Genomic DNA, 24,090 nt, shown 5'->3' with positions numbered 1-24,090 from the left:
TTTGTCGCCGGGAGTCGTTAGTCGCGCGAGCCATGGATTCCAAGCACAACACGTCAGACGGACAAACGGCGGGCCAACCTGCCTCCTACACCTATGCCGGGGCCGGCGTGTCGATCGACGCCGGCAATGCGCTGGTCCGTGCCATCGCCCCGCTCGCCCGCGCGACACGGCGGTCCGGCGCCGACGCCGACCTTGGCGGATTCGGCGGCTTTTTCGACCTGAAGGCGGCGGGTTTCAACGACCCGCTGCTCGTCGCCGCAAACGACGGCGTCGGAACCAAGCTCAAGCTCGCAATCGAATCGGGCAAGCATGACGGCGTCGGCATCGACCTGGTCGCGATGTGCGCGAACGACCTGATCGTGCAGGGTGCCGAGCCGCTCTTCTTCCTCGATTATTATGCGACCGGAAAACTCGACAATAGGCAAGCGACTGCCGTCGTCGCGAGCATCGCCGAGGGATGCAAGCAGGCGGGCTGCGCGCTGATCGGCGGCGAAACCGCCGAAATGCCGGGCATGTATGCCGAGGGCGACTATGACCTCGCGGGCTTCTGCGTCGGCGCGGTCGAGCGCGACCAGGTACTCACCGCCGACAAGGTCGCCGCGGGCGACGTCATCCTCGGCCTCGCTTCGTCGGGCGTCCATTCGAACGGCTTCTCGCTCGTCCGGCGGCTTGCCGCCGACAAGGGGTGGAAGCTCGACCGTCCGGCGCTGTTCGACCAGACCACCCTGCTGATCGACGCGCTGATGGCACCGACGCGCATCTATGTGAAAAGCCTGCTCCCGCTAGTGAAAACGGGAAAGATCCACGCGCTCGCGCATATCACCGGCGGCGGCCTCCTCGAAAATATCCCGCGCGTGCTGCCCAAAACGCTCCACGCCCACATCGACGCCGACGCGTGGGAGCAGCCGCGGCTGATGGCCTTCCTGCAGGCGCAGGGCAATATCGAGCCCGAAGAGATGGCGCGCACCTTCAACTGCGGCATCGGCATGGCGGTGGTCGTCGCCGGGACGGACGTTGACGACGTGACGGCGGCGCTCGAAGCCGCTGGCGAGACCGTCCACCGCATCGGCCATATCACCGCCGGCGAAAAGGGATGCACGGTCAGCGGCAGCGCCGAAAGCTGGAGCGCGCGCGCGGGGTGGAGCGCGACGCATAATGGCTAAGGCGCGCGTCGCCGTCCTGATCTCCGGCGCCGGCACCAATATGGCGGCGCTCCTCTACGCCGCGAAGGCAGAAACATGCCCTTATGAGCTGGTCCTCGTCGCGAGCAACGACCCCGCCGCGCCGGGCCTTGCGATTGCCGAGGCCGAGGGCATCGCGACCTGGGCGCAGTCGCACAAGGGGTTGGACCGCGCCGTCTTCGACACGCTGGTCGACGAACAGCTCCGCGCCGCAGGCGCCGAATATGTCGCGCTCGCGGGCTATATGCGTATCCTGTCGGACGATTTCGTCGCGCGCTGGGAGGGACGGATGCTCAACATCCACCCGAGCCTGCTTCCCAGATACAAGGGGCTGAACACCCACGCGCAGGCGATCGAAAACGGTGACAGCCACGGCGGGTGCAGCGTCCATATCGTCACCCCCGCGCTCGACGACGGCCCCGTGCTCGCGCAAACGCCGGTCGCGATCGTTCCCGGCGACACGCCCGAAACGCTCGCCGCGCGCGTCCGATTTGCCGAGCATCAGCTTTATCCCGCCACGCTCGCGGCCTATGTCGCGCGCGAACGCTCGCCCGATTATCTGCGCGCCCGCGTCCGCGAACTCGCGCTCGCGCTGCCCGAAACCGACGAGGTCGTCTCGCACGGAATGCCCTGCTTCGGCATCGTGAAGGGCAAGAAATTCGCCTATTTCACCGAGGATCATCACGGCGACGGCAAGATCGCGCTGCTCGTCAAGATCAGCGGCGCCGACGAGCAGGCGCAGCTTATCGAACTCGACGAGGACCGCTATTACCGCCCCGCCTATTTCGGCGACACGTGGATCGGCATCCGTCTCGACCTCGGCGACACCGACTGGGACGCCGTTGGCGAATGGCTGCGCAAGAGCTGGCTCGCGATTGCGCCAAAGAAGCTGACCGGATTGATTGGAATCGCAGAGGAATTCTGATCGGTGTCGCGACGCTCGGGCGCACGCCAGCCTAGACATGCGTCGCCTTCCCCCTACGATGGGCGGTTCAACAGGGGGAGAGGAACATGATTTTCAGGAAGATTCTGATGGGTCTGTCGGCGACCGCGACTTTGACCGCGACCGCGCCGGCCTATGCAGGGACCGACCCGTTTATCGGCGAGGTCATGCTGACCGCGAACAGCTATTGCCCGCGGAACTGGGCCGAAGCCAATGGCCAGCTGTTGCAGATCGGCCAATATCAGGCGCTATTCGCTCTTCTCGGCACGACCTACGGTGGCGATGGCCGCACGACCTTCGCACTCCCCGATTTGCGTGGCCGGGCGCCCGTCCATTTTGTCGGAGCCTATCCGCGGCCCGGTGTCAAAAGCGGGAATCTGCCAGCCGCCAGCCCCGGTCCCGATGCGCCCAGCGTTCGAACGACCCCGACATTGGCGATGCGATACTGCGTGGCCCTTGTGGGAGTTTTCCCGCCGCGCAGCTGAACAGAAAAAGGCCGCCGGGACGTCCCGGCGGCCTCTTTCATTTCCGGTTCGGCAAATATTATCCGACGATTTCTTCGGGCTTGAAGAAATAGGCGATCTCGATCGCCGCATTTTCGTCGCTGTCCGAACCATGGACCGAGTTTGCCTCGATGCCTTCGGCAAAAGTCTTGCGGATCGTGCCTTCGGCAGCGTCGGCAGGGTTGGTCGCGCCCATGATGTCACGGTTGCGCTTCACCGCATCTTCGCCTTCGAGCACCTGCACAACGACCGGACCCGAGGTCATGAATTCACACAGTTCGCCGAAGAAGGGGCGCTCCTTGTGGACCGCGTAAAAGCCTTCGGCCTGCTCCTTGGTCATATGGATGCGCTTCGACGCGACGACGCGCAGGCCGGCGTCTTCCAGCATCTTGGTGACCGCGCCGGTCAGGTTGCGGCGGGTCGCGTCGGGCTTGATAATCGAAAAGGTGCGGGTGACCGCCATGGGAAAGCTCCTGCGTTGATATATTCTGTAATGCGCGCGCCTCTAGCCGCGCTTTTGCTGCACCGCAAGGAGAGATGAGGACGCCTAAGGGCCCTCGGCCCAGCGCCCGCGCTCGTCCTGTTTCCAGAAATGGATTTCGGTGCCCTCGGTCGCACCGAGTTTACGCCATGTCGCGCGCGCGTCGTCGATGCGGCTGTTGTCGAACAGCAGGAACGTACGCGCAAAGCCCAGCGCTTCGTCGCGCCATTCGCCGTCGGCGAGCGCCAAATGTGTTGCGCCGTTCACGGCGGACGCATCGAGCGTTCCCGCGATCAGGATCGGTTCGATCGCCTCGTCGGGCGTCCCCGCTGCCCCGTGCGGCAGGAAGCTTGCGGGCTGCTGTGTCCACAGCGCCGCGTCGATCGCCTGCCGCTGCATCGCCGAGGCGGCCACGACGAGCAACCGCTCGCCGCCCGCGAGAACGCGCGCCGCGATCGCGGGGAGCACATGCTCGACCGGATCGCGGGTCAGGCGGTAGAAATCGACGCGCGGCATGGCCCGTTTACGCCTCCCCCGCCTGCGCGGGGGCGACAACGACAGGCGAGGTTGCCGGTAACGCCATCACCCCTCGAAATTGTCGGCGATAAAGCGGTCGAGCAGGCGCACGCCATAGCCCGTTGCGCCCTTCGCCCACACCGGACCGTCCTTGTCGGACCAAGCCATGCCCGCGATGTCGAGGTGCGCCCACGCCACGCCTTCGCCGACATAGCGCTTCAAAAACTGCGCGGCGGTGATCGACCCGCCCTCGCGCGGGCCGACATTCTTCATGTCGGCGATCGGGCTGTCGATCAGCTTGTCATATGCCGGCGAGAGCGGGAAGCGCCACAGCTTGTTGCCGCTCGCCTCGCCTGCCGCCTGCAACTGGTCGGCCAGTTCGTCGTCGTTCGCGAACATGCCCGCATATTCGTGGCCGAGCGAGATCACCATTGCGCCGGTGAGCGTCGCGAGGTCGACGATGACCTTGGGATCATAGCTTTTCTGCACCCAGCTGATCGCGTCGCACAGAACCAGCCGCCCCTCGGCGTCGGTGTTGAGCACCTCGACCGTCTGGCCCGACATGGTGGTGACGATGTCGCCGGGACGCATCGCATTGCCGTCGGGCATATTCTCGACAAGGCCGACGACGCCGACGACATTGGCCTTTGCCTTGCGCCCTGCAATCGCCTTCATCGCGCCCGCGACGGCGCCCGCGCCGCCCATGTCCCACTTCATCATGTCCATTCCGGCGGCGGGCTTGATGCTGATGCCGCCGGTGTCGAAGGTCACGCCCTTGCCGACGAAAACCACCGGCGCCTCGCCTTCCTTGCCGCCGTTCCAGCGCATCGCGAGCAGGCGCGGCGGGCGCGTCGAGCCCTGCGCGACGCCGAGCAGCGCGCCCATGCCGAGCGCCTTCATCTGCCGCTCGTCGAGCACTTCGATTTCGACGCCCAGGTCCGACAGATGCTGGCAGCGTTCGACGAAGCTTTCGGGATAGAGGATGTTCGGCGGCTCGGCGACGAGCGTCTGCGTGAGCGCGACGCCATCGGCCACCGCCGAATAGCTGCCCCAACGCGCCGACAGGTCGCCCGCAGGCGAAGCAATCACCAGGTTCGTCAGAGTCGGCTTCGCATTGTCGGGAAGCCGCGTGCGATAACGGTCGAGCCGCCAGTTGCGCAGCCGAGCGCCCATCGCGAATGCGAGCACATCGTCTTCGTCGCAATCGCCGGCGCTTGCAAAGTCGACGTGAGCGGTCGTCACGCCGCTCGTCTGGAGGCGCGCGGTCAGCGCCGCGCCGCCGCGCTCGAGGTCATGGATCGTGCCGTCGCCGATGCCCACGAGCAACAGGCGCCGCGCCTTGCCGCCGTCGATGGCCGCTGTCTCGGCGACCGACCCCGCCGCGCCTTCAAAGCGCGCCTGCGCAGCGGCAGCGCCGAGCAGCGCCTCGAGCGATGCGGCCTCGCCCTTGCGAACGGGGAATGCGACGACGTCGGCAGACGCATCGATTTGCGCGACAAACTGGATGTCCATGCCTTAACTTTCTTATGCGGTGATTGATTGGAACGTGCCGGACCGATAGGGGTTTCGCCTGCGAGTTGCAAAAACAAAGCAGCCGGTCCAAGCCCGGGCGGACGCAAGATAAGGTGTGGGACACAGAAATTAAATGAGCTGGGCATTGTTCCATCAACCCGCGTCGCGACAAGCCTGGCTGGCGACCGCGGGCAGCGTCGCGCTTGTCGCCTGCCCCGCATTTGCACAGGAAGCGGGTCAGGCGGCCCCGCCAACCGCGGCGCCGGACGAACCTGACCTGCGGCCACCTGCAATCGAGCCCACCGCCTCCGACGTACCGGCGACCGACAGTCCCGACGAGATCGCATTTGCCGCGGACAATCTGAATTACGACAGCGAATCCGACGTCGTCGTCGCCGAAGGCAATGTCCAGATGAACCGCGACGGCATTTCGATGCGCGCGGGCCGCGTGACTTGGAACCGCGCGACGGGCCAGGTCGTTGCCGAGGACGACGTCGCGATCACCAATCCCGAAGGCGACATCGCCTATGGCGACCGTATCGAACTGACCGACAGCCTGCGCGACGGGGTGGTCGACAATCTGCTCGTCGTGCTTGAAAATGGCGCACGGCTAGCGGCGGTGCGCGGCACGCGCTTCGACAACGGCAACATCGAACTCGAAAACGCCGCCTACACGCCTTGCCCTGTCGAGGACGCGGCCGGCTGCGCCAAAGACCCGAGCTGGCAGATTCGCGCCGTGCGCGTCACCTATGACCGCGCGAAGAACAAGGTGCGCTACAAGGGCGCGCGCGTCGAAATCTTCGGCCTGCCGCTCATTCCCCTCCCCGGCCTTTCGCATCCCGCGAACCAGGAAGCGGGCAGCGGCCTCCTCGTTCCCGAAGTGCGCCTCGACCGCACCAACGGTTTCGAGATTGCCGTTCCCTATTACCTGCGGCTGGCGCCCGATCGCGACCTCACGATCACGCCGCATATCTACACCAGCGCCGCACCGATGATCGAAGGCGAGTTTCGCGCGCTCACCGACATCGGTTCGTTCCGTATCAACGGCTATGCGACGCACAGCTCGGTCGTCCCCGTGTCGGGGCCGGTGATCGACCGCAACCGCCAGTTCCGTGGCTATCTGGAAAGCGCCGGCAAGTTCCAGTTCTCGCCGCGGTGGAGCTTCACCTATTCGGGACGTATTGCAACCGACCGCACCTTCATGCGCCGCTATGACATCAGCCGCGACGACCGGCTGCGCTCGACCTTCGAGCTCGAGCGCATCGGCGGGCAAAGCTATCTGTCGATCGCGGGCTGGGCGACGCAGACGCTGCGCGTCAACGACGAACAGGGCCAACAGCCGATTGCGCTGCCGATCATCGACTATCGCCAGCGGCTTGCCGACCCTCTGCTCGGCGGCCAGATCGAATTCCAGCTCAACACGCTGGCGATCGGACGGACGGCGGGACAGGATACGCAGCGCGCGTTTGCGGGCGCGCGCTGGGATCTGCGCCGGCTGACCGGCCTCGGGCAGGAAGTGACACTGACTGCGCTCGTGCGCGGCGACGTCTATCACAGCGACGAGAATCTTCTCACCGCCATTCCCGGCTATCGCGGCGAATCGGGATGGCAGGGGCGCGGAATCGCTGCGGTCGCCGCGGACATGCGCTGGCCGTTCATCGGCGAACTGTTCGGCGGGACGCAGACGCTGACCCCGCGCGTCCAGATCGTCGCGACCCCCTCGATCAAGAATCTCGACATTCCGAACGAGGATTCGCGCGCTTTCGATCTCGAGGACAGCAATCTCTTCGCGATCAACCGCTTTTCGGGCTACGACCGGTTCGAGGACGGCGCGCGCATCACCTATGGCGTCGAATGGAACTTCAGCCGCCCCGGCTTCAACGTCAACAGCGTCGTCGGGCAAAGCTACCGCCTGTCGGACAAGCCCAGCCTGTTTCCCGACGGCACCGGACTGACCGACCGCACTTCGGACGTCGTCGGGCGCACCACGGTTTCCTACCGCAACTTCCTGCGCCTCACGCACCGCTTCCGGCTCGACAAGGACAGTCTGGCGGTCCGGCGCAACGAATTTGACGCGACGATCGGGGGTCGGTCGACCTATGCCGTGCTGGGATATTCGCGGCTCAACCGCGATATCCTGTTGCTCGGCGAAGATTTGCAGGATCGCGAGGAAATTCGCGCAGGCGGGCGCGTCGCGGTTGCGCGCAACTGGTCGATTTTCGGTTCGGCGATCGTCGACCTGACCAGCCGCAACGACGATCCGCTCAGCATGGCTGACGGGTTCGAACCGATCCGTCACCGGCTCGGCATCGCCTATGACGATGATTGCCTTTCGATCGCTTTGACCTGGCGGCGCGACTATATCGACACGGGCGACGCGCGGCGCGGCAACAGCTTTTCCTTCCGCATCGCCTTCCGCAACCTTGGCTTCTGATACCCTCTCGCTCAGCCTGTGTTCAGCGAAGGGGGGCTATTCGCGGCCCAAAGGGGTCCGTTGGCGGATTGCGCTGGACCATCGGGCATTTCCGCTGATACGGAGCGTCCCAGCATTTCTCGAATAGGGTGAAAATGACCAAGATTTCGACCATGATTGGCCTGATCGCCGTGGCGGCCGTGGGCGTATCGCCCGTGCTGGCGCAGACCGTTGCCGGCAGTGACGACGTCCCGACGACCAGCCTCAACATCCCCGGCAATGTCCAGATCTTTGGCGACGGCAAGCCCAATGTCTATCGCCCGTCGGCCACGGTGAACGGCGAGATCATCACCGCGACCGACATCGAACAGCGCATGGCGCTGATCCGCATTGCGAACAACAATCTTGAACTTCCCCCCGAAGAGATCGAGCGGCTGCGCCAGCAGGTGTTCAGCAACCTCATCGACGAAAAGCTGCAGATCCAGGAGGCACGCGCCGCCGACATCACGATCGACGAGAATCTGATCAACCAGCAGTTCGAGCGGCTCGCGACGCGTTTTCGCCAGACGCCCGAACAATTCACCGAATATCTGGCATCGAAAGGATCGTCGGCTGCCGCTGTGAAGCAGCAGATCCGCGGCGAATTCGCATGGGACCGCCTGTTGTCGCGCAACATCCAGTCGACCACCAATGTTTCGACCGAAGAGGTCGAACTCGTCATGAAGCAGATGAACGACGCCAAGGGGCAGGATGAATTCCACCTCGGCGAGATTTACCTCTCCGCAACGCCGGAAAATGCGGCAGCGGTCGTCGAAAATGCCCGCAAGATCATCGAGGCGCTTCAGGCAGGCGGCAGCTTTCCCGCCTATGCGCGCCAGTTTTCCGAAGCCTCGACGGCGGTCGTCGGCGGCGATCTCGGCTGGGTGCGCGCGGCGCAGCTTCCGGCGACGATGGCTGAAGCCGCAATGTCGATGCAGCCGGGCCAGCTTGTCGGGCCGATCGAGGTGCCGGGCGGCGTGTCGATCATGATGATGGTCGACCGGCGCCAGGTGCTTACCGCCGATCCGCGCGATGCGCTGCTCAGCCTCAAGCAGCTTTCGCTCGAATTTCCCGCTGGCACGACGCAGGAGCGCGCGACCGAACTCGCGGCGCAATTTGCTACGGCAACGCGGACGATCGCGGGTTGCGGCGCCGCGGACGCGGTTGCCGAACGGCTCGGCGCCAGCGTTGTTTCGCGCGACAATATCGCGATGCGCCAGTTGCCGCCGCCGCTGCAGGCGACGTTGGCGACGCTGCAGGTCGGACAGACGACCCAGCCCTTCGGCTCGGCCAACGACGGCATCAGCGTGCTCGTCCTGTGCGGTCGCGACCTGCCGCCGTCGGCAAACGCTCCCGATGCCGACCAGATCGAGCAGCGTCTTCTCGACGAAAAGGTCAACAAGCGCGCCCAACGCTACCTCCGCGACCTCCGCCGGGATGCCGTCATCGAATATAGCTGATGTCGGGTCTGTCCCCACGCCGCCCACTTGCGGTTACGATGGGCGACCCTGCGGGCGTCGGCCCCGAAGTCGCCGCGCATGCCTGGGCACTGCGGCGCGAGCATGATCTGCCGCCCTTCGTCGCGATCGGCGATGCCGCTGCAATCGAATCGCAGTGGGAAGGACCGGTCCGACGGGTGAGCGATATGGACGGCGTCGCGGAGATTTTCCACGATGCGCTGCCCGTCCTCCATCTCGAAGAGAGCGGCCCGCTTACACTCGGTCAACCGACGCCGGCGGGCGCGACCTGCGCGCTCCACGCGCTCGAGACGGGGATCGGCCTTACGCGCACGCAGGCGACATCGGCGCTGGTGACCGGGCCGGTGTCGAAGCACGCACTGCACGGCATTGGCTACACCCACCCCGGCCAGACCGAGTTCATTGCCGAACGCTGCGGCGTCACCGCGACGAACGCGGTCATGATGCTCGCAGCCCCCGGTCTTCGCGTCGTCCCGCTCACCGTCCACATCCCGCTCGCCGCGGTGCCCGAGCAACTGACGGCCGAGATCATCGTCGCCAAGGCGCGGATCGTCGCGCGCGGACTGCGCCGCGATTTCGGGATCGCCTCGCCGCGCCTCGCGATTGCCGGCCTCAATCCCCATGCAGGCGAAAACGGCCAGCTCGGCAGCGAGGAGGCCGAGATTATGGCACCCGCCATCGCCCAGATCGCGGCAGAGGGCATCATCATCGACGGCCCGCTCGCCGCCGACAGCCTGTTCGCGCCCGACGTGCGCAAACATTATGACGCGCTGCTGTGCGGCTATCACGATCAGGCGCTCGCGCCGTTCAAGGCGCTCCATTTCCACGACGGGGTCAATCTGACGCTCGGCCTGCCGATTATCCGCACCTCGCCCGATCACGGCACCGCGTTCAACATTGCGGGAAGCGGCCGCGCCGATCCCGGGCCGACGATTGCTGCGATTCAGCTTGCTGGCAAACTCGCGACCAATCGCGAGCACAGCGTCGCGCCCGCCAAGTGACGCGCGACCTTCCGCCGCTGCGCGAAACGGTCAAGGCGCACGGCCTGTCGGCAAGCAAGGCGCTCGGCCAGAATTTCCTCTTCGACGAACAATTGCTCGACCGCATAGCCGCGATCCCCGGCGATCTTGACGGCGCGACGGTGTTCGAGGTTGGCCCCGGTCCCGGCGGCCTCACCCGCGCGCTGCTCCGCGCCGGGGCGCGCGTGATCGCGGTCGAACGCGACGACCGCTGCCTGCCCCTCCTCGCCGAACTGTCGCAAGCGTTCGACGGGCGGCTCACGGTTGTCGCCGGCGATGCGATGGCGGTCGACGTCGATGCGCTCACCGGCGGCGCGCCCTATCACATCGTCGCCAACCTCCCCTACAACGTCGGCACCGCGCTGTTCACGCGCTGGCTCGAGCCCAGGGCATGGCCGCCGCAATGGCGCTCGCTGACGCTGATGTTCCAGCTCGAGGTCGCCGAGCGCATCGTCGCGCCCGTGGGGAGCAACGCCTATGGGCGGCTCAGCGTGCTCGCGCAGTGGCGGTCGAGCGCGCGCATCGCGATGAAGGTCCACCGCTCGGCCTTCACTCCGCCGCCCAAGGTGATGTCGGCAATCGTCCAGATCCTGCCGACGGCGCAGCCCGAGGGCGTCGATCCCGCGCTGCTGTCACGCCTCACCGAAAAGGGCTTCGGCCAGCGGCGCAAGATGCTGCGCCAGAGCCTGAAATCGGTCGAGGGAGCGGTCCCCGCGCTCGAAGCGCTCGGCATCGACCCGACGCGCCGCGCCGAGACGGTCAGCGTCGGCGAATGGGTGGAGCTGGCGCGCGCTCTGGCGCGTTAATTCTTCTGGGCTGAACTCACGACGACCTTGGGCGCAACGGCCTCGGCCGCCACGACGCGCTTTTCGGCGCTGGCGTTGATGCTGCGTTCGAGCGCAGCGACCTGCGGGCATTTTTGCGCGCAAAGGCGCTGCGCCGTCGCCAGCTTCTCGCGCGCGAGCTCAAGCGCGCCTTTGTCGGCGAGCGCTTCGCCCTGCCCGGTCAACGCGATAATGTCATTGGGTTCGAGCAACAGGGCCTCGCGATAGAGGCCGATCGCCTTGCCGGGAAGCCCCTGCGCGCGCGCCACCTGCGCGAGCGCGACAATCGCGGACCGGTTGCGCGGGTCCGCGGCAAGCGCCGACTCATAATAGTCGACAGCGAGGTTGAGATCGCCCGCCTCCTGCGCCTTTTGCCCTTCGGCCTGGAGCGCGATCGATTGCGGCAGGATGTCATTGTCTGCGCGCTGGGCATCGGAGGCGACGGGCATGCTGGCAAGGACAAGGCCGGCTCCGAGGGCCAGAAAACTGACGCGCATGGCATTCTCCCATCGTTTCATTCGTGACGAGCCTAACATGGCGCCGTCAACCGTGCGAGAAAAAATCCGTCGCATGCGTCATGCCCGGGAGTCAGCAGGAATCCCGCGCCTGCCGGGCGCCCGATGCCGCCCGGGAGCAGGTCGGCGTCGGCGCTCCAGCCGCGATTGCGTTGCAGAAATTGGTCCACCTGATCCCGCCCCTCTCGCGCGATGATCGAGCAGACAGCATAGAGCAGCTTGCCCCCCGGCGCCACCAATGCGGCACCGATGTCCATCAGCCGCGCCTGGTCGGCGACGTGCCGATCGAGCCGCGCGGGCGAGAGCCGCCAGCGCAATTCGGGGCTGCGCCGCCATGTCCCGCTCCCCGAACAGGGCGCATCGACAAAGACCCGCGATACGCGCGCCTGCCAGTCGGCGAGCATCGCCGCCTCCTTGCCGGGATCGAGCAGCCGCGTCTCGATCCGCGTCGCCCCGGCGCGCTCGGCGCGCGGCGCGAGCTGCTGGAGCCGCGCGCGATTGGTGTCGCATGCCAGGATTTCGGCGTCGTTCGCGGTCAGCGAGGCGATGGCAAGCGTCTTCCCGCCGCCGCCCGCGCACAGGTCGACAATCGCCTCGCCCGCCGCGGCGCCAAGCGCTGCCGACGCATATTGGCTCGCGGCATCCTGCACCTCGAACAGCCCTTCGGCGTAGGCCGGGTGCTGCGCGGCAGCGGTTTCGGGTAGCAACCGCCAACCGTCGGCCAACCCTTCGATCGCGGCGCCCTCGGGAAAGTGCGCGGCAAGCGCGTCACGCGAACCCTTGATCCGGTTGGTGCGCAGGTCGAGCGGCGCGCGCGCCAGCATTGCCGCCTGCTCGTCTTCACCCGCAAGCGGGTCGAACAGACCCGCCAGCGCCGGCGGCGCCAGCCCCGTTTCCGCACGCTCCTCGTCGGGGCGGATCGGCGCAGGCCCATAGGGCGATCCGTCGAAAAGCGCCGCGAGCGCAGGATCGCCGTCGGCAAGCGCGAGCATCGCGGCGCGACCCGATGGCGGGGCCGACCGCACGGCACGGATCGCGTCATAGACATGCGCGCGGATCGCGCGGCGGTCCTTCGACCCGGCATAGCGGCGCGCGCGCATGGCCTCCGCGAAAATCGCATCGGCCGGCGCCCCGCCCTCGCGCGCGGCGACGGCAATGGCGTCGAGGATTTCGATAGCCGTCTGGACGCGCGCGGCGGGGGTCATGGCATGTTCAAGCCCCTCCCCTTCAGGGGAGGGGTTGGGGTGGGGGCTGCTGATGTAGCGCAAGGGCGATAGGTCCCACCCGCTGCGACTAGCGAACAAGTCCGCAAGTCTCGCTGCCCTCCCCTGAAGGGGAGGGCGTGGCCCAAGAGCGCCTGCGACATGTTATCCCGCCGGATAATTCGGCGCCTCGCGCGTGATCGCAACATCGTGGACATGGCTTTCGCGCAGTCCGGCGTTGGTGATGCGCACGAATTTCGCCCGCTCGCGAAAATCGGCGAGTGTACGGCTGCCGGTATAGCCCATCGCCGCCTTCACCCCGCCGACGAGCTGGTGGATCACATCCTTCGCCGCACCCTTGAACGGCACCTGCCCCTCGATCCCTTCGGGGACGAGCTTCATCTGGTCCTTGATGTCCTGCTGGAAATAACGGTCGGCCGACCCCCGCGCCATCGCGCCGACGCTGCCCATGCCGCGATAGCTTTTATAGGTGCGCCCCTGGAACAGGAAGGTTTCGCCCGGCGCCTCGGCGGTGCCCGCGAGCAGCGAGCCGACCATCACGCTCGACGCGCCAGCCGCCAGCGCCTTGGCAATATCGCCCGAAGTGCGCAGCCCGCCGTCGGCAACGACCGGAACGCCCTGTTTCGCCGCGACATCGACGCTGTCGAGGATTGCGGTAAGCTGCGGCACGCCGACGCCCGCGACGACCCGCGTGGTGCAGATCGACCCCGGCCCGATACCGACCTTGATGCCGTCGGCACCGCGGTCGATCAGCGCGCGCGTCGCATCGCCCGTCGCGACATTGCCCGCCATCACCTGCACGCGGTTCGACAATTTCTTGATCCGCTCGACGGTCTCGCCGACCATCTTGCTGTGGCCGTGCGCGGTATCGACGACAATCAGGTCGCACTCGGCGTCGAGCAGCGCCTCGGCGCGTTCGATGCCCGTGTCGCCCGTGTTCGTCGCCGCCGCGACGCGCAGGCGCGCGCTCGCATCCTTGGTCGCGTCGGGGAAATTGACCGCCTTTTCCATGTCCTTGACGGTGATAAGGCCGATACAATGATAATCGTCGTCGACGACGAGCAGCTTCTCGATGCGCCGCTGGTGGAGCAGCTTGCGCGCCTCGTCCTGCCCGACGCCCGGGCGTACCGTCGCCAGATTGTCGGCGGTCATCAACTCGCGCACCGGCTGTCCCGGATTGTCGGCAAAGCGGACGTCGCGGTGGGTCAATATGCCGACCAGCTTGCCGCCCGGTTCGACGACCGGGATGCCCGAAATCTTGTGCTGGTCCATCAGCGCGGTTGCATAGGACAGCGGCGCGTCGGGTGTAATCGTGATCGGGTTGACGATCATCCCGCTTTCAAAGCGCTTCACCTGCCGCACCGCCGCCGCCTGCTCCTCGACCGTCATGTTGCGGTGGAGCACGCCGAGGCCGCCGATCTGCGCCATCAGGATCGCCATGTCGGCCTCGGTCACCGTGTCCATCGCCGACGACAGGATCGGGATATTCAGGCTGATCTCGCTCGTCAGCCGGGTGGACAGGTTGGCGTCCGACGGCAGCATGTCCGACGGGCCGGGCACCAGCAACACGTCGTCGAATGTCAGACCGGTCGAGATTTCCATAGGGGCCACTTTCTGGTGCGGGCGGCGCCTGTCCCGGATGCGGCGGAACGGCACACGCGATTCGTTCGGTGGCGGCCCATGTAACCAGTCGCGGCCATGCGCGCCAGTGGGGCATGATTCTTTATTTTACGCGCCGCCTGGGCAGGAGTACGACCTTGCGTCGCAGCCCCGATGTAACCGGTTGCATAGTTCAACGGTGGCGGTTACATCGTCGTCATAACAATTGTCCGGGAAGAGGATTTTCCATGAACGAGCCCCATCAGGCATCGGCGCCCGCAACGGGCCGCTCGACCGCCGTCGCGGCTTTTGCCGCTGTTACCGTGCTCTTCTTTGCCTGGGGCTTCATCACGTCCTTGATCGACCCGCTGGTCGCCGCGGTCAAAGGCATTTTCACGCTCAGCGATGCCGAGGCGCAGCTGTCGGCATCGGCCTTTTTCATCGCCTATGGCCTGATGTCCTTTCCCGCAGCGGCGCTGATCGCGCGTTTTCATTCGGTCCCGTCGATCCTCACCGCGCTGGTAACGATGGTCGCGGGCTGCCTCGTCATGCTCGCGGCGGCCAATCTTGCGGTCTATCCGCTCGTCCTCGCGGGGCTCTTCATGCTCGCGAGCGGCATCACCATCCTCCAGGTCGCCGCCAACCCGCTCGCCGCGGCGCTCGGCGATCCCGCGCGCAGCCATTTCCGCCTGACCTTCAGCCAGACTTTCAATTCGTTCGGCACCTTCCTCGGCCCGCTGATCGGCGCGCACCTCTTCCTCGAAGGGGTCGAGGTCAAGGACGGCGTCGCGATCAGCGACGCGGTGCGCGACCAGGCGCTTGCGGGGATCGATTCGGCCTATTTCTGGATATGCGGCCTCATCATCGCGCTCATCCTTTTTTTCTGGGTTGCCCGTCGGATCGTCAACGAGGCCGTGCCCCCTGCCCCCGTGGCCGCGCGCGCCGGCATGGGCGAACTGATCCGCGAGGCGCTGTCGTCGCGTTGGGCGCTGCTCGGCGCGCTCGCCATCTTCCTTTATGTCGGCGCCGAGGTCGCGATCGGCACGCAGATGGCGCTGTTCCTCAACAGCGATGCAGTCTGGGGCCAGTCCGATGCCGCTTTCGGCGTGCCGCTGCTCGGCTTTGCGATGGGCAGCGACGGCGTCGCGGGCGTGTCGCTGCAGGAAGCGGGCAAGGCCGTCGCCTTTTACTGGGGCGGCGCGATGGTCGGTCGCGCGATCGGGTCGGTGCTGCTCGCGCGCGTCTCGGCCGCGAAACTTCTCGTCGTCTTCACCGCCGCGGCCGTCCTGATGTGCCTCTATGTCGTGCTCGTCGGCGGTGTCGGCGCGGGCTTCGTCGCGCTGGGCATCGGCCTGTTCAACTCGATCATGTTCCCCGTGATCTTCACCCTCACGCTCGAACGCTCGACCGCGCGCGCCGAGGCGACGTCGGGGCTGCTCTGCACCGCGATCGTCGGCGGCGCGGCAATCCCCTTCCTCGTCGGCAATCTCTCCGACGCGCTCGGCTATGCGACGGCCTTCATCCTCCCGGCCCTCTGCTATGCGGTGCTGTGCGGATTCGCCCTCGCGGCGGGCCGCGCGCGCGTGCAGGGTGCGGCGGCCGCGATCACGGTCCATTGACCGCGAGCCGCCGGGCGGCGTGAGAGGGGGAAGCTGACATGGCCGGACTGTCGATCCGCGATGCGCGCAAGAGCTTCGGCGACACCGAAGTCCTGAAGGGCGTCTCCATCGACGTCGCCGACGGCGAGTTTGCGGTGATCGTCGGCCCTTCGGGCTGCGGCAAATCGACGCTGCTGCGCGCCGTTGCTGGGCTCGAGGAGCTCGACGGCGGCAGCATCGCCATCGGCGAGCGCGACGTCACCGCTCTCGCCCCGTCCGAACGCGGGATCGCGATGGTCTTCCAATCCTATGCGCTCTACCCGCACCTCACCGTGCGCGAGAATATGGCGTTCGCGCTCCGCATCGCAAAGGCCGACAAGCGCGCGATCGACGAAGCGGTGCGCCGCGCCGCCGCGATCCTCAATATCGAAGAACTGCTCGACCGCAAGCCCGCCGCGCTTTCGGGCGGCCAGCGCCAGCGCGTCGCCATCGGCCGCGCCATCGTCCGCGCACCGCAACTCTTCCTTTTCGACGAGCCGCTTTCGAACCTCGACGCCGACCTGCGCGTGCGGATGCGATACGAGTTCGCCGAGTTGCACCGCGCGCTCGGTACGACGACGCTCTATGTCACGCACGACCAGGTCGAGGCGATGACGCTCGCCGACCGCATCATCGTGCTGCGCGACGGCCGGATCGAGCAGGTCGGCCCGCCGCGCGAGCTTTACGAACGGCCGGCCAATCTCTTCGTCGCGCAATTCCTCGGTTCGCCGCGGATGAACATCCTCGCCGCCACCGCGACCGGCGACGGCGCGGCGACGCTCGCCGACGGCCAGCGCATCGCGCTCCCCACGCTCGCCGCACCGCCTGCTGCCGGAACGCCGCTCTCGGTCGGCATCCGGCCCGAGGACATCGACGTTGGCGAGGCTCCCGACGCGTTCGCTTTCACCATCGCATTCGTCGAGCGCCTCGGCGGCCTCGCTACCGTTCATCTGCGCCGCGACGGGCTCGAACCGCTCGCATGCCAGCTCCGCGACGACGGCAATCTCGCCGAAGGTCAGGCCCTCATGGCCCGGCTTCCCGCCGACCGCCTCCACCTCTTTGATGTGCAAGGCAATTCCTGTGTGCGAGGGCGCGCGGAATGACCTTGCCACACCCCCCTGTAACCGGTTACCATGAGCGACTTTTCGCGCCCGGACTCCATTCGAAAACGGGAGTCGCAATCGCGGTCCGGCGCCGATCGGGGAAGAGGGGGCCGTCGTCATGGCAACGTTAAGGGATGTCGCGCGCGAAGCGGGCGTATCGGTCGCGACCGCATCGCGCGCAATCAACGGCTTGGGCAATGTCACGGCGCCGACCCGCGCCGCGGTGATGGCGGCGGTCAAGAAGCTCAATTTCGTTCCCCACAGCGGCGCGCGCAGCCTGACACGGCGCAAGACCGACACCGTCGGCGTCATCCTGCCCGACCTGTTCGGCGAATTCTTCTCCGAAATTATCCGCGGCATCGACCTTGTCGCGCATGAATCGGGGATGCACCTGCTGCTCGGCAACATGCACGGCAGCGCGCACGAGACTGCCGCCGCGATCGCGTCGATGCGCGGGCGCGTCGACGGGCTGCTCGTGATGCCGCCCGAGCTCAAGCCCGAAACGCTTGCGGGCCACCTCGACCCCGCGCTGCCGACCGTTCTGCTCAACTATGAGGCGAGCTCGCTCGACATCCCCTATGTCGCCGTCGACAATTATCGCGGCGCCTATGTGATGACCGAGGCGCTGCTCGCGCAGGGCGCGCGGCACGTCGTGCACATTGCAGGCCCCAAGCACAACCGCGACGCGCGCGACCGCCAGCGCGGTTTCGTCGACGCGATGGCGAGGATCGCCGGCGAGCGCAGTCCGGTGATCCTGCCCGGCGACTTTTCCGAAGAGGCGGGGATGGAGGCGGCGCGCCTGCTCGCGCAGGGGCAGATGCCCGTCGACGCCGTCTTTGCCGCGAACGACCTGATGGCGGTCGGCTGCATCATGCAGCTCGGCGAAACGGGCAAAAAGGTGCCCGCCGACATCCTCGTTGCGGGCTTCGACGATATCCCGCTCGCCCGCCATGTCAGCCCGACGCTCACGACGATGCAGGTGCATATCGACCAGCTCGGCTCGACGGGCATGATGATGCTTCTCCGCATGCTGCGTGGCGAGACGCTCGGTGCGTCGAGCTCGACGGTGCTGACTCCGGCGTTGATCGCACGCGGCACGACAGCGCGCCCCGCGTCGGCGCTGGCCGGGAGTGCGGTCCAGCCATGATTGTCTCCGCGCCCTCGCTCCCATGCAGGTGACGCGGCGCCAGATGACGGGCGCGCTCGCGGCGCTGCCTCTGACGGGCGCGCTCGCTGGCTGCGGCGCGCGCGGCGACGACGCGCTCACCGTCTGGGCGATGGGCAATGAAGCGGCGAGCCTTCCCGATCTGGTCGCCGCGCTCGACTGGCCCGCCGACGCCCCGCCGATCCGCGTCCAGGCGCTGCCGTGGAGCGCCGCGCATGCCAAGCTGCTCACCGGCTTTGCGGGCGGCTCGCTTCCCGCTGTCGGCCAGGTCGGCAACAGCTGGATCGCCGAGATGGCGGCAATCGGCGCCATCGCCCCCGTTCCCGCCGCCGCCGAACCGCTGCTCGCCGACCAGTTCGCCGCCGTGGTCGACACCAACCGCATCGACGGACAGGCGTGGGCGATCCCCTGGTATGTCGACACGCGGCTGCAATTCTATCGCAAGGACATGTTCGCGCGCGCCGGCCATGCCGCGCCGCCGCTCGAATGGGACGCGTGGAAGCGGGCGTTGCACGACGTCAAGCGCATCGCGGGCGACGGCAATTATGCGCTGCTGCTCCCGCTCAACGAATTCGAGCAATTGCTCACCATCGCGCTGTCTTCGGGCGCGCGGCTGCTCCGCGACGAAGGCACGCGCGGCGCCTTTTCCGACCCCGAGTTCAAGGCGGCGCTCGCCTTCTACAGATCGCTGTTCGACGAGGGACTCGCGCCCGTCGTCACCGCGGCGCAGGTATCGAACATCTGGAACGAGTTCGCGCGCGGCTGGTTCAGCATTTTCACCTCGGGCCCGTGGACGATCGGCGATCTGCGCAGCCGCCTTGCGCCCGCGATGCAGGACAAATGGGCGACCGCCCCCAACCCCGGCCCCGACGGCATCGGATCGGCGGCGCCGGGCGGGTCCAGCCTCGTCGTCTTCGCCGGGAACGGCAACAGTTCGATGGCATGGGATCTTGTCGGGCGGCTTCTTGCCCCCGAAACGCAGCTGCGCTTCCACCGGCTCACCGGCAACCTTCCGGCGCGCCGCTCGGTGTGGCAGCAAGCAGGTCTCGCGCGCGATCCGATCGTCGCGCCTTTTGCCGCGCAGCTCGACCGCGCGACCGCCGTGCCCAAGGTTCCCGAATGGGAACGTATCGTCACCGAGATGCAGGTCGTCGCCGAACGCATGGTGCGCGGCCAGTTCAGCGTCGATCAGGCGGCGCGCGAGATCGACGCACGCGCCGACCGGCTGCTCGAAAAGCGGCGCTGGATGCTGGACAAGGCGCGCGCGGCATGAGCGTCGCGGGAACCGCTCGCGAGGCGCGCGCGGGGCGCATGATGAGCGCGCCCGCGCTCGCCGCGATCGCGCTTTTCTTTTTCCTGCCGGCGGCGGCGTCGCTCGTGCTCAGCTTCACCGATTTCGACATTTACGCGCTCGCCGACATTTCGAACCTGCGCTTCGTCGGCTTGCAGAATTACGAGCGGCTCGTCGAAAACCCGCTTTTCTGGAAAGCGATGACGAACAGCCTGCTCTTCGTCGTCGTCGGCACCCCTTTCGTTGTCGCGCTGTCGCTGCTGGCGGCGATCCTCGTCAATTCGCACTGGCTGAAATGGCGTCCCCTTTGGCGCGTCGCGCTGTTCGCGCCCTATGTCACGACGCTCGTCGCGACCGCGGTCGTATGGCGATACCTGCTCCACACGCGATACGGGCTCGTCAATTACCTGCTGTCCTTGTTCGGCGTCGGGCCGGTCGACTGGCTCGGCAGCCCGACCGCATCGCTCCCCGCGATCCTGCTGTTCGTCGGGTGGAAAACCTTCGGCTACAGCATGATCATCTTCCTCGCCGCGCTGCAGACGGTGCCGCGCGAGCTTGACGAGGCGGCACGGCTCGACGGCGCGGGATGGTTCATGCGGCTGCGCCACGTCACCCTTCCCGCCATTGCGCCAACGGTGCTGCTCGTATCGGTGCTGACCGTCGCAGCGATGTTCCAGCTTTTCGCCGAACCCTATGTGATCACGCAGGGCGGCCCTGCCCAGTCGACCGTCACCGTCCTCTATTTCATGTATGAAGAGGGCTTCAAATGGTGGAACCTCGGCTCGGGCGCCGCAGTCGCCTTCATCCTCTTTCTCTGCATCCTCGCCGTGACCTTCGTCCAGCTCCATTTCGCCAAGCGCGGAGGGGCAATATGAACGCGCGCCGCACCGCCGTCACGCTGGCCGCCGCGCTCGTCGCGCTGCTGACGATCGCGCCCTTGCTGTGGATGCTGTCGGTCAGTTTCATGGCACGCGGAGAGGCGGCGCAGTTTCCTCCGCCCCTGCTCCCGGCGGCGCCCGGCCTCGACAATTACCGGATGCTCTTCGACAGCTTCGGCGTCGGCCGTTTCCTCGCGAACAGCCTGCTTGTCTCGACGCTCGCGACGCTGCTCGCGCTGCTTTTCACCATCCCTGCGGGCTATGCCTTTGCAAAGCTGCGCTTCCGCGGGCGCGACGCGATCTTCCGCCTGCTCGTCGCGGCGCTTGTCGTGCCGGGACAGATCGGGATGCTGCCGCTTTTTCTCGAACTCAAGGCGATGGGGCTCGTCAACAGCTATGCCGGCGCGCTCATTCCGTGGCTCGCGGGGATATTCGGCATTTTCCTCGTCCGCCAATATTGCCTGTCGATCCCCGACGAAATGCTCGAAGCCGCGCGTATCGACGGCGCGAGCGAGGCGCAGATACTGCGCCGCATCGTCCTGCCGATCCTCGCGCCGATCGTCGTCACGCTCGCGCTGTTCGTCTTTCTCGGCAGCTGGAACGACTTCATGTGGCCGCTGATCATCCTGTCGGACCAGGATCTCTACACGCTCCCCGTCGCGCTCGCCGCGATGAGCCGCGAGCATGTGCAGGACAATGAATTGATGATGGCGGGTTCGGTCGTCACGACCCTGCCTGTGCTCATCCTCTTCCTCGCGCTCCAGCGCTTCTACCTCAGCGGCCTCCTGACCGGGAGTGTCAAAGGATGATTATGACCCGACCAACTTCCCTTTTCCGAACGCCCCTCGCTCTCGTCCTCGGTGCGCTGGCGCTGGCGGCGGCGTCGCCTGCAATCGCGCAGCCGGCCGCCGACGGCCAGCATCCCCAGCCCGCGATTGCAGAGGGCAATTATCCCTATCAGCTCTTTCTCCCGCGCGGCTATTCGGCGGACAAGGCGGCGAAATGGCCGCTGCTGATTTTCCTCCACGGCTCGGGCGAGCGCGGCGACGATGTCGCCAAGGTCAAGGTTCACGGCCCGCCCAAGATCGCCGACCGCAATCCCGATTTTCCCTTCGTCACCGTTTCGCCGCTGCTCGGCGCCGATCAGGATTGGGATGTCGCCAGGCTCGATGCGCTGCTCGACCATGTGACGAAGACGCTGCGCATCGACCGCAGCCGCATCTATCTGACCGGCCTCAGCCGCGGCGGTCACGCAAGCTGGCGCTGGGCGATGGCCGATCCCGGCCGTTTCGCTGCGGTCGCGCCGGTCGCGGGCTATGGCGACACATCGACTGCCTGCGCGCTCAAGGACAAGCCCGTGTGGGCCTTCCACGGCGACCGCGACGACGTGGTGAAGCCCGAAGGCAGCTTCGCGATGCAGCGCGCAATCCGTGCGTGCGGCGGCCTGACCGCTCGCCTGACCATCTACCCCGACCTCGGCCACAATGCGTGGGACCCCGCCTATGACGATCCCTCGCTCTACCTGTGGCTCCTCTCGCACCGTCTTCCGCAGACCAAGGACAAAAAATGACTTCTTCTCCTTTCCCCGACAATTTCCTCTGGGGCGCCGCGACCGCGGCCTATCAGATCGAAGGATCGCCCCTCGCCGACGGCGCTGGCGCGAGCATCTGGCAACGTTTCAGCCACGATCCGCGCCTGATGGCCTCGCCCGGCGATACGGGCGACGTCGCGTGCGATCATTATAATCGCATGGAATCCGACGTCGCGCTGATGAAGGAACTGGGGCTTCAGGCCTATCGCTTCAGCGTCAATTGGGGCCGCGTGCTGCCCGAGGGCGTCGGACGCGTGAACGACCCGGGGCTCGATTTCTACAAGCGCCTCGTCGATGCGCTGCTCGAACAGGGCATCGAGCCGCTGTTGACGCTCCACCATTGGGATCTTCCCGTTGCGCTCGACGATCGCGGCGGCTGGCTCAACCGCGACAGCGCCGACTGGTTCGCCGAATATGCCGCCACCATGTACCGCGCGCTCGACGGGCGCGTGAAGAAATGGGTGACGCTCAACGAACCCTGGGTCATCACCGACGGCGGCTATCTCCACGGCGCACTCGCGCCGGGGCACCGCAACATGTTCGAGGCGCCGATCGCCAGCCACAATCTGATGCGCGCCCACGGCGCCGCGGTCGCTGCCTACCGGGCCGAGGGCGCGCACGAAATCGGGCTCGTCGTCAACATCGAACCCAAATATCCGGCAAGCGACAGCGCCGAGGACCGCGCCGCGACCGCACGCGCCGAAGCCTATATGAACCGCCAATATCTCGATCCGGCGCTCAAGGGGCGTTATCCGAAGGAAATGGCTGAAATCTTCGGCGAAGCCTGGCCCGAATGGCCGGCCGACGATTTCAAGCTGATCTGTCAGCCGGTCGATTTCATCGGGATCAACTATTACACGCGCAACGTCGTGCGCCACGATCCGAACCAGTGGCCGCTGCGTGCCTCGCCGGTCAAACAGGTGGCGACGCACACGACGACCGACTGGGAAGTCCATCCTCCCGCGCTCACCGACATGCTCGTCTGGTTCCGCGACATTTACGGCAACATACCGCTCTACATCACCGAAAATGGCGCCGCCTTCTATGACCCGCCGGTCGCGGGGCCCGACGGCATCGACGATCCGCTGCGCGCCGACTATCTGCGCACGCACATCGCCGCGATCGGCGAGGCGATCCGCCGCGGCGTCGACGTGCGCGGCTATATGGCGTGGTCGCTCATGGACAATCTCGAATGGTCGCTCGGCTATTCGAAGCGTTTCGGCATCGTCCATGTCGATTATGAAACGCAGGTCCGCACGCCGAAGCGCAGCGCGCGCTTCTACAGCGAGGTGATCGCGAGCAACGGCGCGAACCTCGGCTGATGCGCTGGCTCGCTCTCCTGCTGGCGGCATTGCTCGCGCTGCCCGCGGTGGCGAAGGAGCGCGCCGAGCGCTTCAGCGCGATGACCTTCAACATCCGTCTCGACATTGCGTCCGATGGCGACAACGCGTGGGTCCACCGGCGCCATGCCGTCACCGCGCTCGTCGCCTATCACGCTCCCGATTTTGTCGGGATGCAGGAAGTGCTGCCGGGGCAGAAGCGCGAGGTCGAGGCCGACCTTCCCGCCTATGCCTGGGTCGGCGTCGCGCGCGACGATGGCCACGACAAGGGCGAATATTCGCCGCTCGGCTTTCGGCGCGACCGCTATGCGCTGCGCGCATCGGGGACCTTCTGGCTTTCGCCGACCCCCGATGTTCCCGGCAAGGCCTGGGACGCCGCCTACCCGCGCATCGCAACCTGGGCGCGCCTCGAAAGCCGGCGGACAAGGCGGCAGTTTCTTGTCGTGAACACCCATTTCGATCATGTCGGTGCGGTCGCCAAACTCGAAAGCGCGCGGCAGCTCGTGCAGTGGATCGACAATTTCCGCCGCGACGGCGACGCGGTTGTCCTGCTCGGCGACTTCAACAGCCCGACCGGCAGCCCGCCCTATACTGCGCTCATCGCAGGCGCCACGCTCCGCGACACCCTCCCCCTCAGCCGCACCCCCCACTACGGCCCACGCGGCACCTTCACCAACTTCCAGATCACCCGCCTCACCGACCATCCCATCGACCATATTTTCGTCGGTGGCGGCATCACCGTGCTCCGCCACGCGACGCTCACCGACCAGACCGGCGGCAAGCTGCCATCCGACCATTACCCCGTGTTCGCCGACCTGTGCATCGGCAAGGATTGCTGA

The 24,090-nt window shown here is 66.6% G+C and carries 22 protein-coding genes; 16 read left to right on the top strand and 6 right to left on the bottom strand.

Annotation, left to right across the window (positions count from 1 at the left end; translation table 11 throughout):
• The first annotated feature begins 32 nt into the window (after positions 1-32).
• The 3 genes from purM to H7692_RS00370 all read left to right on the top strand — a co-directional run bounded on the left by purM (position 33) and on the right by H7692_RS00370 (position 2,609).
• The gene (purM, locus tag H7692_RS00380; RefSeq protein WP_227339577.1) at positions 33-1,163 is read left to right on the top strand and encodes a phosphoribosylformylglycinamidine cyclo-ligase; all 1,131 of its coding nucleotides are present in this window, start codon (positions 33-35) and stop codon (positions 1,161-1,163) included.
• Positions 1,156-2,106: a phosphoribosylglycinamide formyltransferase gene (gene purN, locus H7692_RS00375; protein ID WP_227339576.1), complete on the top strand. Its 951-nt coding sequence runs from the start codon at positions 1,156-1,158 to the stop codon at positions 2,104-2,106. Before purM ends, purN begins: the two co-directional genes overlap by 8 nt.
• Positions 2,107-2,192: 86 nt before the next feature.
• Complete coding sequence (locus H7692_RS00370) at positions 2,193-2,609, top strand: phage tail protein (RefSeq protein ID WP_227339574.1); 417 nt, start codon at positions 2,193-2,195, stop codon at positions 2,607-2,609.
• A gap of 58 nt (positions 2,610-2,667) precedes the next feature.
• On the opposite strand, the gene ndk is transcribed toward H7692_RS00370, so the two are convergent.
• The 3 genes from ndk to H7692_RS00355 form a co-directional block, all read right to left on the bottom strand.
• Positions 2,668-3,090 carry a nucleoside-diphosphate kinase gene (gene ndk / locus H7692_RS00365; RefSeq protein WP_201924844.1) on the bottom strand — a complete coding sequence of 141 codons (423 nt, stop codon included), beginning with the start codon at positions 3,088-3,090 and terminating at the stop codon, positions 2,668-2,670.
• Between the two features lie 84 nt (positions 3,091-3,174).
• Positions 3,175-3,624: a DNA polymerase III subunit chi gene (locus H7692_RS00360; protein ID WP_227339572.1), complete on the bottom strand. Its 450-nt coding sequence runs from the start codon at positions 3,622-3,624 to the stop codon at positions 3,175-3,177.
• 66 nt (positions 3,625-3,690) lie between these two features.
• A complete protein-coding gene (locus H7692_RS00355; RefSeq protein ID WP_227339570.1) occupies positions 3,691-5,136 on the bottom strand; it encodes a leucyl aminopeptidase in 1,446 nt (481 codons plus the stop codon).
• Between the two features lie 133 nt (positions 5,137-5,269).
• Here H7692_RS00355 and H7692_RS00350 point away from each other — a divergent pair, with 133 nt between their 5' ends.
• The 4 genes from H7692_RS00350 (at position 5,270) to rsmA (ending at position 10,891) form a co-directional block, all read left to right on the top strand.
• Positions 5,270-7,570 carry an LPS-assembly protein LptD gene (locus tag H7692_RS00350; RefSeq protein WP_222136306.1) on the top strand — a complete coding sequence of 767 codons (2,301 nt, stop codon included), beginning with the start codon at positions 5,270-5,272 and terminating at the stop codon, positions 7,568-7,570.
• A 134-nt stretch (positions 7,571-7,704) separates the two neighbouring features.
• Entirely contained in the window at positions 7,705-9,048 is a 1,344-nt protein-coding gene (locus tag H7692_RS00345; RefSeq protein WP_201924840.1) for a peptidylprolyl isomerase, read from the top strand.
• Positions 9,048-10,067, top strand: a complete 1,020-nt coding sequence (pdxA, locus tag H7692_RS00340) for a 4-hydroxythreonine-4-phosphate dehydrogenase PdxA (protein WP_222136307.1) — start codon at positions 9,048-9,050, stop codon at positions 10,065-10,067. The genes H7692_RS00345 and pdxA overlap by 1 nt, the downstream gene beginning before the upstream one ends.
• A complete protein-coding gene (rsmA, locus tag H7692_RS00335) occupies positions 10,064-10,891 on the top strand; it encodes a 16S rRNA (adenine(1518)-N(6)/adenine(1519)-N(6))-dimethyltransferase RsmA (protein ID WP_227339568.1) in 828 nt (275 codons plus the stop codon). The genes pdxA and rsmA overlap by 4 nt, the downstream gene beginning before the upstream one ends.
• Here the strand turns inward: rsmA and H7692_RS00330 are convergent.
• The 3 genes from H7692_RS00330 to guaB all read right to left on the bottom strand — a co-directional run bounded on the left by H7692_RS00330 (position 10,888) and on the right by guaB (position 14,249).
• Complete coding sequence (locus H7692_RS00330) at positions 10,888-11,406, bottom strand: tetratricopeptide repeat protein (protein ID WP_227339567.1); 519 nt, start codon at positions 11,404-11,406, stop codon at positions 10,888-10,890. The two genes, rsmA and H7692_RS00330, sit on opposite strands and share 4 nt — an antisense overlap.
• Positions 11,407-11,438: 32 nt before the next feature.
• A complete protein-coding gene (locus H7692_RS00325; protein WP_227339565.1) occupies positions 11,439-12,629 on the bottom strand; it encodes an RsmB/NOP family class I SAM-dependent RNA methyltransferase in 1,191 nt (396 codons plus the stop codon).
• A 162-nt stretch (positions 12,630-12,791) separates the two neighbouring features.
• The gene (gene guaB / locus H7692_RS00320; protein WP_201924835.1) at positions 12,792-14,249 is read right to left on the bottom strand and encodes an IMP dehydrogenase; all 1,458 of its coding nucleotides are present in this window, start codon (positions 14,247-14,249) and stop codon (positions 12,792-12,794) included.
• Positions 14,250-14,494: 245 nt separating this feature from the next.
• On the opposite strand from guaB, the gene H7692_RS00315 reads away from it, so the two are divergent.
• From H7692_RS00315 to H7692_RS00275, 9 genes are all read left to right on the top strand, one after another.
• Positions 14,495-15,865, top strand: a complete 1,371-nt coding sequence (locus H7692_RS00315; protein WP_222136310.1) for an MFS transporter — start codon at positions 14,495-14,497, stop codon at positions 15,863-15,865.
• 38 nt (positions 15,866-15,903) lie between these two features.
• Positions 15,904-16,986, top strand: a complete 1,083-nt coding sequence (locus H7692_RS00310) for an ABC transporter ATP-binding protein (protein WP_222136311.1) — start codon at positions 15,904-15,906, stop codon at positions 16,984-16,986.
• A 118-nt stretch (positions 16,987-17,104) separates the two neighbouring features.
• Positions 17,105-18,133 carry a LacI family DNA-binding transcriptional regulator gene (locus H7692_RS00305; protein WP_222136312.1) on the top strand — a complete coding sequence of 343 codons (1,029 nt, stop codon included), beginning with the start codon at positions 17,105-17,107 and terminating at the stop codon, positions 18,131-18,133.
• Between the two features lie 22 nt (positions 18,134-18,155).
• Positions 18,156-19,424 carry an extracellular solute-binding protein gene (locus H7692_RS00300; protein ID WP_222136313.1) on the top strand — a complete coding sequence of 423 codons (1,269 nt, stop codon included), beginning with the start codon at positions 18,156-18,158 and terminating at the stop codon, positions 19,422-19,424.
• Positions 19,421-20,317 carry a carbohydrate ABC transporter permease gene (locus H7692_RS00295; protein ID WP_227339557.1) on the top strand — a complete coding sequence of 299 codons (897 nt, stop codon included), beginning with the start codon at positions 19,421-19,423 and terminating at the stop codon, positions 20,315-20,317. The genes H7692_RS00300 and H7692_RS00295 overlap by 4 nt, the downstream gene beginning before the upstream one ends.
• A complete protein-coding gene (locus H7692_RS00290; RefSeq protein ID WP_227339555.1) occupies positions 20,314-21,129 on the top strand; it encodes a carbohydrate ABC transporter permease in 816 nt (271 codons plus the stop codon). The genes H7692_RS00295 and H7692_RS00290 overlap by 4 nt, the downstream gene beginning before the upstream one ends.
• A gap of 2 nt (positions 21,130-21,131) precedes the next feature.
• Complete coding sequence (locus H7692_RS00285) at positions 21,132-21,890, top strand: alpha/beta hydrolase-fold protein (protein WP_222136314.1); 759 nt, start codon at positions 21,132-21,134, stop codon at positions 21,888-21,890.
• Positions 21,887-23,233, top strand: coding sequence for a GH1 family beta-glucosidase (locus tag H7692_RS00280; protein ID WP_201924828.1), 1,347 nt, complete (start codon positions 21,887-21,889; stop codon positions 23,231-23,233). The genes H7692_RS00285 and H7692_RS00280 overlap by 4 nt, the downstream gene beginning before the upstream one ends.
• Positions 23,233-24,090 (top strand): endonuclease/exonuclease/phosphatase family protein, encoded by an 858-nt coding sequence (locus H7692_RS00275; protein ID WP_222136315.1) that lies wholly within the window; start codon positions 23,233-23,235, stop codon positions 24,088-24,090. Before H7692_RS00280 ends, H7692_RS00275 begins: the two co-directional genes overlap by 1 nt.

The organism is Sphingopyxis sp. P8, assembly GCF_020622175.1.
GTDB lineage: Bacteria > Pseudomonadota > Alphaproteobacteria > Sphingomonadales > Sphingomonadaceae > Sphingopyxis > Sphingopyxis jiangsuensis.
Note: the sequence above shows the minus strand (reverse complement) of the source record. Positions and strands in the feature narration are given on the sequence as shown.

Excerpts from the sequence above, each read along its gene's own strand:
- purM (WP_227339577.1), top strand. The coding sequence starts at position 33 with ATGGATTCCAAGCACAACACGTCAGACGGACAAACGGCGGGCCAACCT.
- purN (WP_227339576.1), top strand. The coding sequence starts at position 1,156 with ATGGCTAAGGCGCGCGTCGCCGTCCTGATCTCCGGCGCCGGCACCAAT.
- H7692_RS00370 (WP_227339574.1), top strand. The coding sequence starts at position 2,193 with ATGATTTTCAGGAAGATTCTGATGGGTCTGTCGGCGACCGCGACTTTG.
- ndk (WP_201924844.1), bottom strand. The coding sequence starts at position 3,090 with ATGGCGGTCACCCGCACCTTTTCGATTATCAAGCCCGACGCGACCCGC.
- H7692_RS00360 (WP_227339572.1), bottom strand. The coding sequence starts at position 3,624 with ATGCCGCGCGTCGATTTCTACCGCCTGACCCGCGATCCGGTCGAGCAT.
- H7692_RS00355 (WP_227339570.1), bottom strand. The coding sequence starts at position 5,136 with ATGGACATCCAGTTTGTCGCGCAAATCGATGCGTCTGCCGACGTCGTC.
- H7692_RS00350 (WP_222136306.1), top strand. The coding sequence starts at position 5,270 with ATGAGCTGGGCATTGTTCCATCAACCCGCGTCGCGACAAGCCTGGCTG.
- H7692_RS00345 (WP_201924840.1), top strand. The coding sequence starts at position 7,705 with ATGACCAAGATTTCGACCATGATTGGCCTGATCGCCGTGGCGGCCGTG.
- pdxA (WP_222136307.1), top strand. The coding sequence starts at position 9,048 with ATGTCGGGTCTGTCCCCACGCCGCCCACTTGCGGTTACGATGGGCGAC.
- H7692_RS00330 (WP_227339567.1), bottom strand. The coding sequence starts at position 11,406 with ATGCGCGTCAGTTTTCTGGCCCTCGGAGCCGGCCTTGTCCTTGCCAGC.
- H7692_RS00325 (WP_227339565.1), bottom strand. The coding sequence starts at position 12,629 with ATGACCCCCGCCGCGCGCGTCCAGACGGCTATCGAAATCCTCGACGCC.
- guaB (WP_201924835.1), bottom strand. The coding sequence starts at position 14,249 with ATGGAAATCTCGACCGGTCTGACATTCGACGACGTGTTGCTGGTGCCC.
- H7692_RS00315 (WP_222136310.1), top strand. The coding sequence starts at position 14,495 with ATGAACGAGCCCCATCAGGCATCGGCGCCCGCAACGGGCCGCTCGACC.
- H7692_RS00310 (WP_222136311.1), top strand. The coding sequence starts at position 15,904 with ATGGCCGGACTGTCGATCCGCGATGCGCGCAAGAGCTTCGGCGACACC.
- H7692_RS00305 (WP_222136312.1), top strand. The coding sequence starts at position 17,105 with ATGGCAACGTTAAGGGATGTCGCGCGCGAAGCGGGCGTATCGGTCGCG.
- H7692_RS00300 (WP_222136313.1), top strand. The coding sequence starts at position 18,156 with ATGCAGGTGACGCGGCGCCAGATGACGGGCGCGCTCGCGGCGCTGCCT.
- H7692_RS00295 (WP_227339557.1), top strand. The coding sequence starts at position 19,421 with ATGAGCGTCGCGGGAACCGCTCGCGAGGCGCGCGCGGGGCGCATGATG.
- H7692_RS00290 (WP_227339555.1), top strand. The coding sequence starts at position 20,314 with ATGAACGCGCGCCGCACCGCCGTCACGCTGGCCGCCGCGCTCGTCGCG.
- H7692_RS00285 (WP_222136314.1), top strand. The coding sequence starts at position 21,132 with ATGACCCGACCAACTTCCCTTTTCCGAACGCCCCTCGCTCTCGTCCTC.
- H7692_RS00280 (WP_201924828.1), top strand. The coding sequence starts at position 21,887 with ATGACTTCTTCTCCTTTCCCCGACAATTTCCTCTGGGGCGCCGCGACC.
- H7692_RS00275 (WP_222136315.1), top strand. The coding sequence starts at position 23,233 with ATGCGCTGGCTCGCTCTCCTGCTGGCGGCATTGCTCGCGCTGCCCGCG.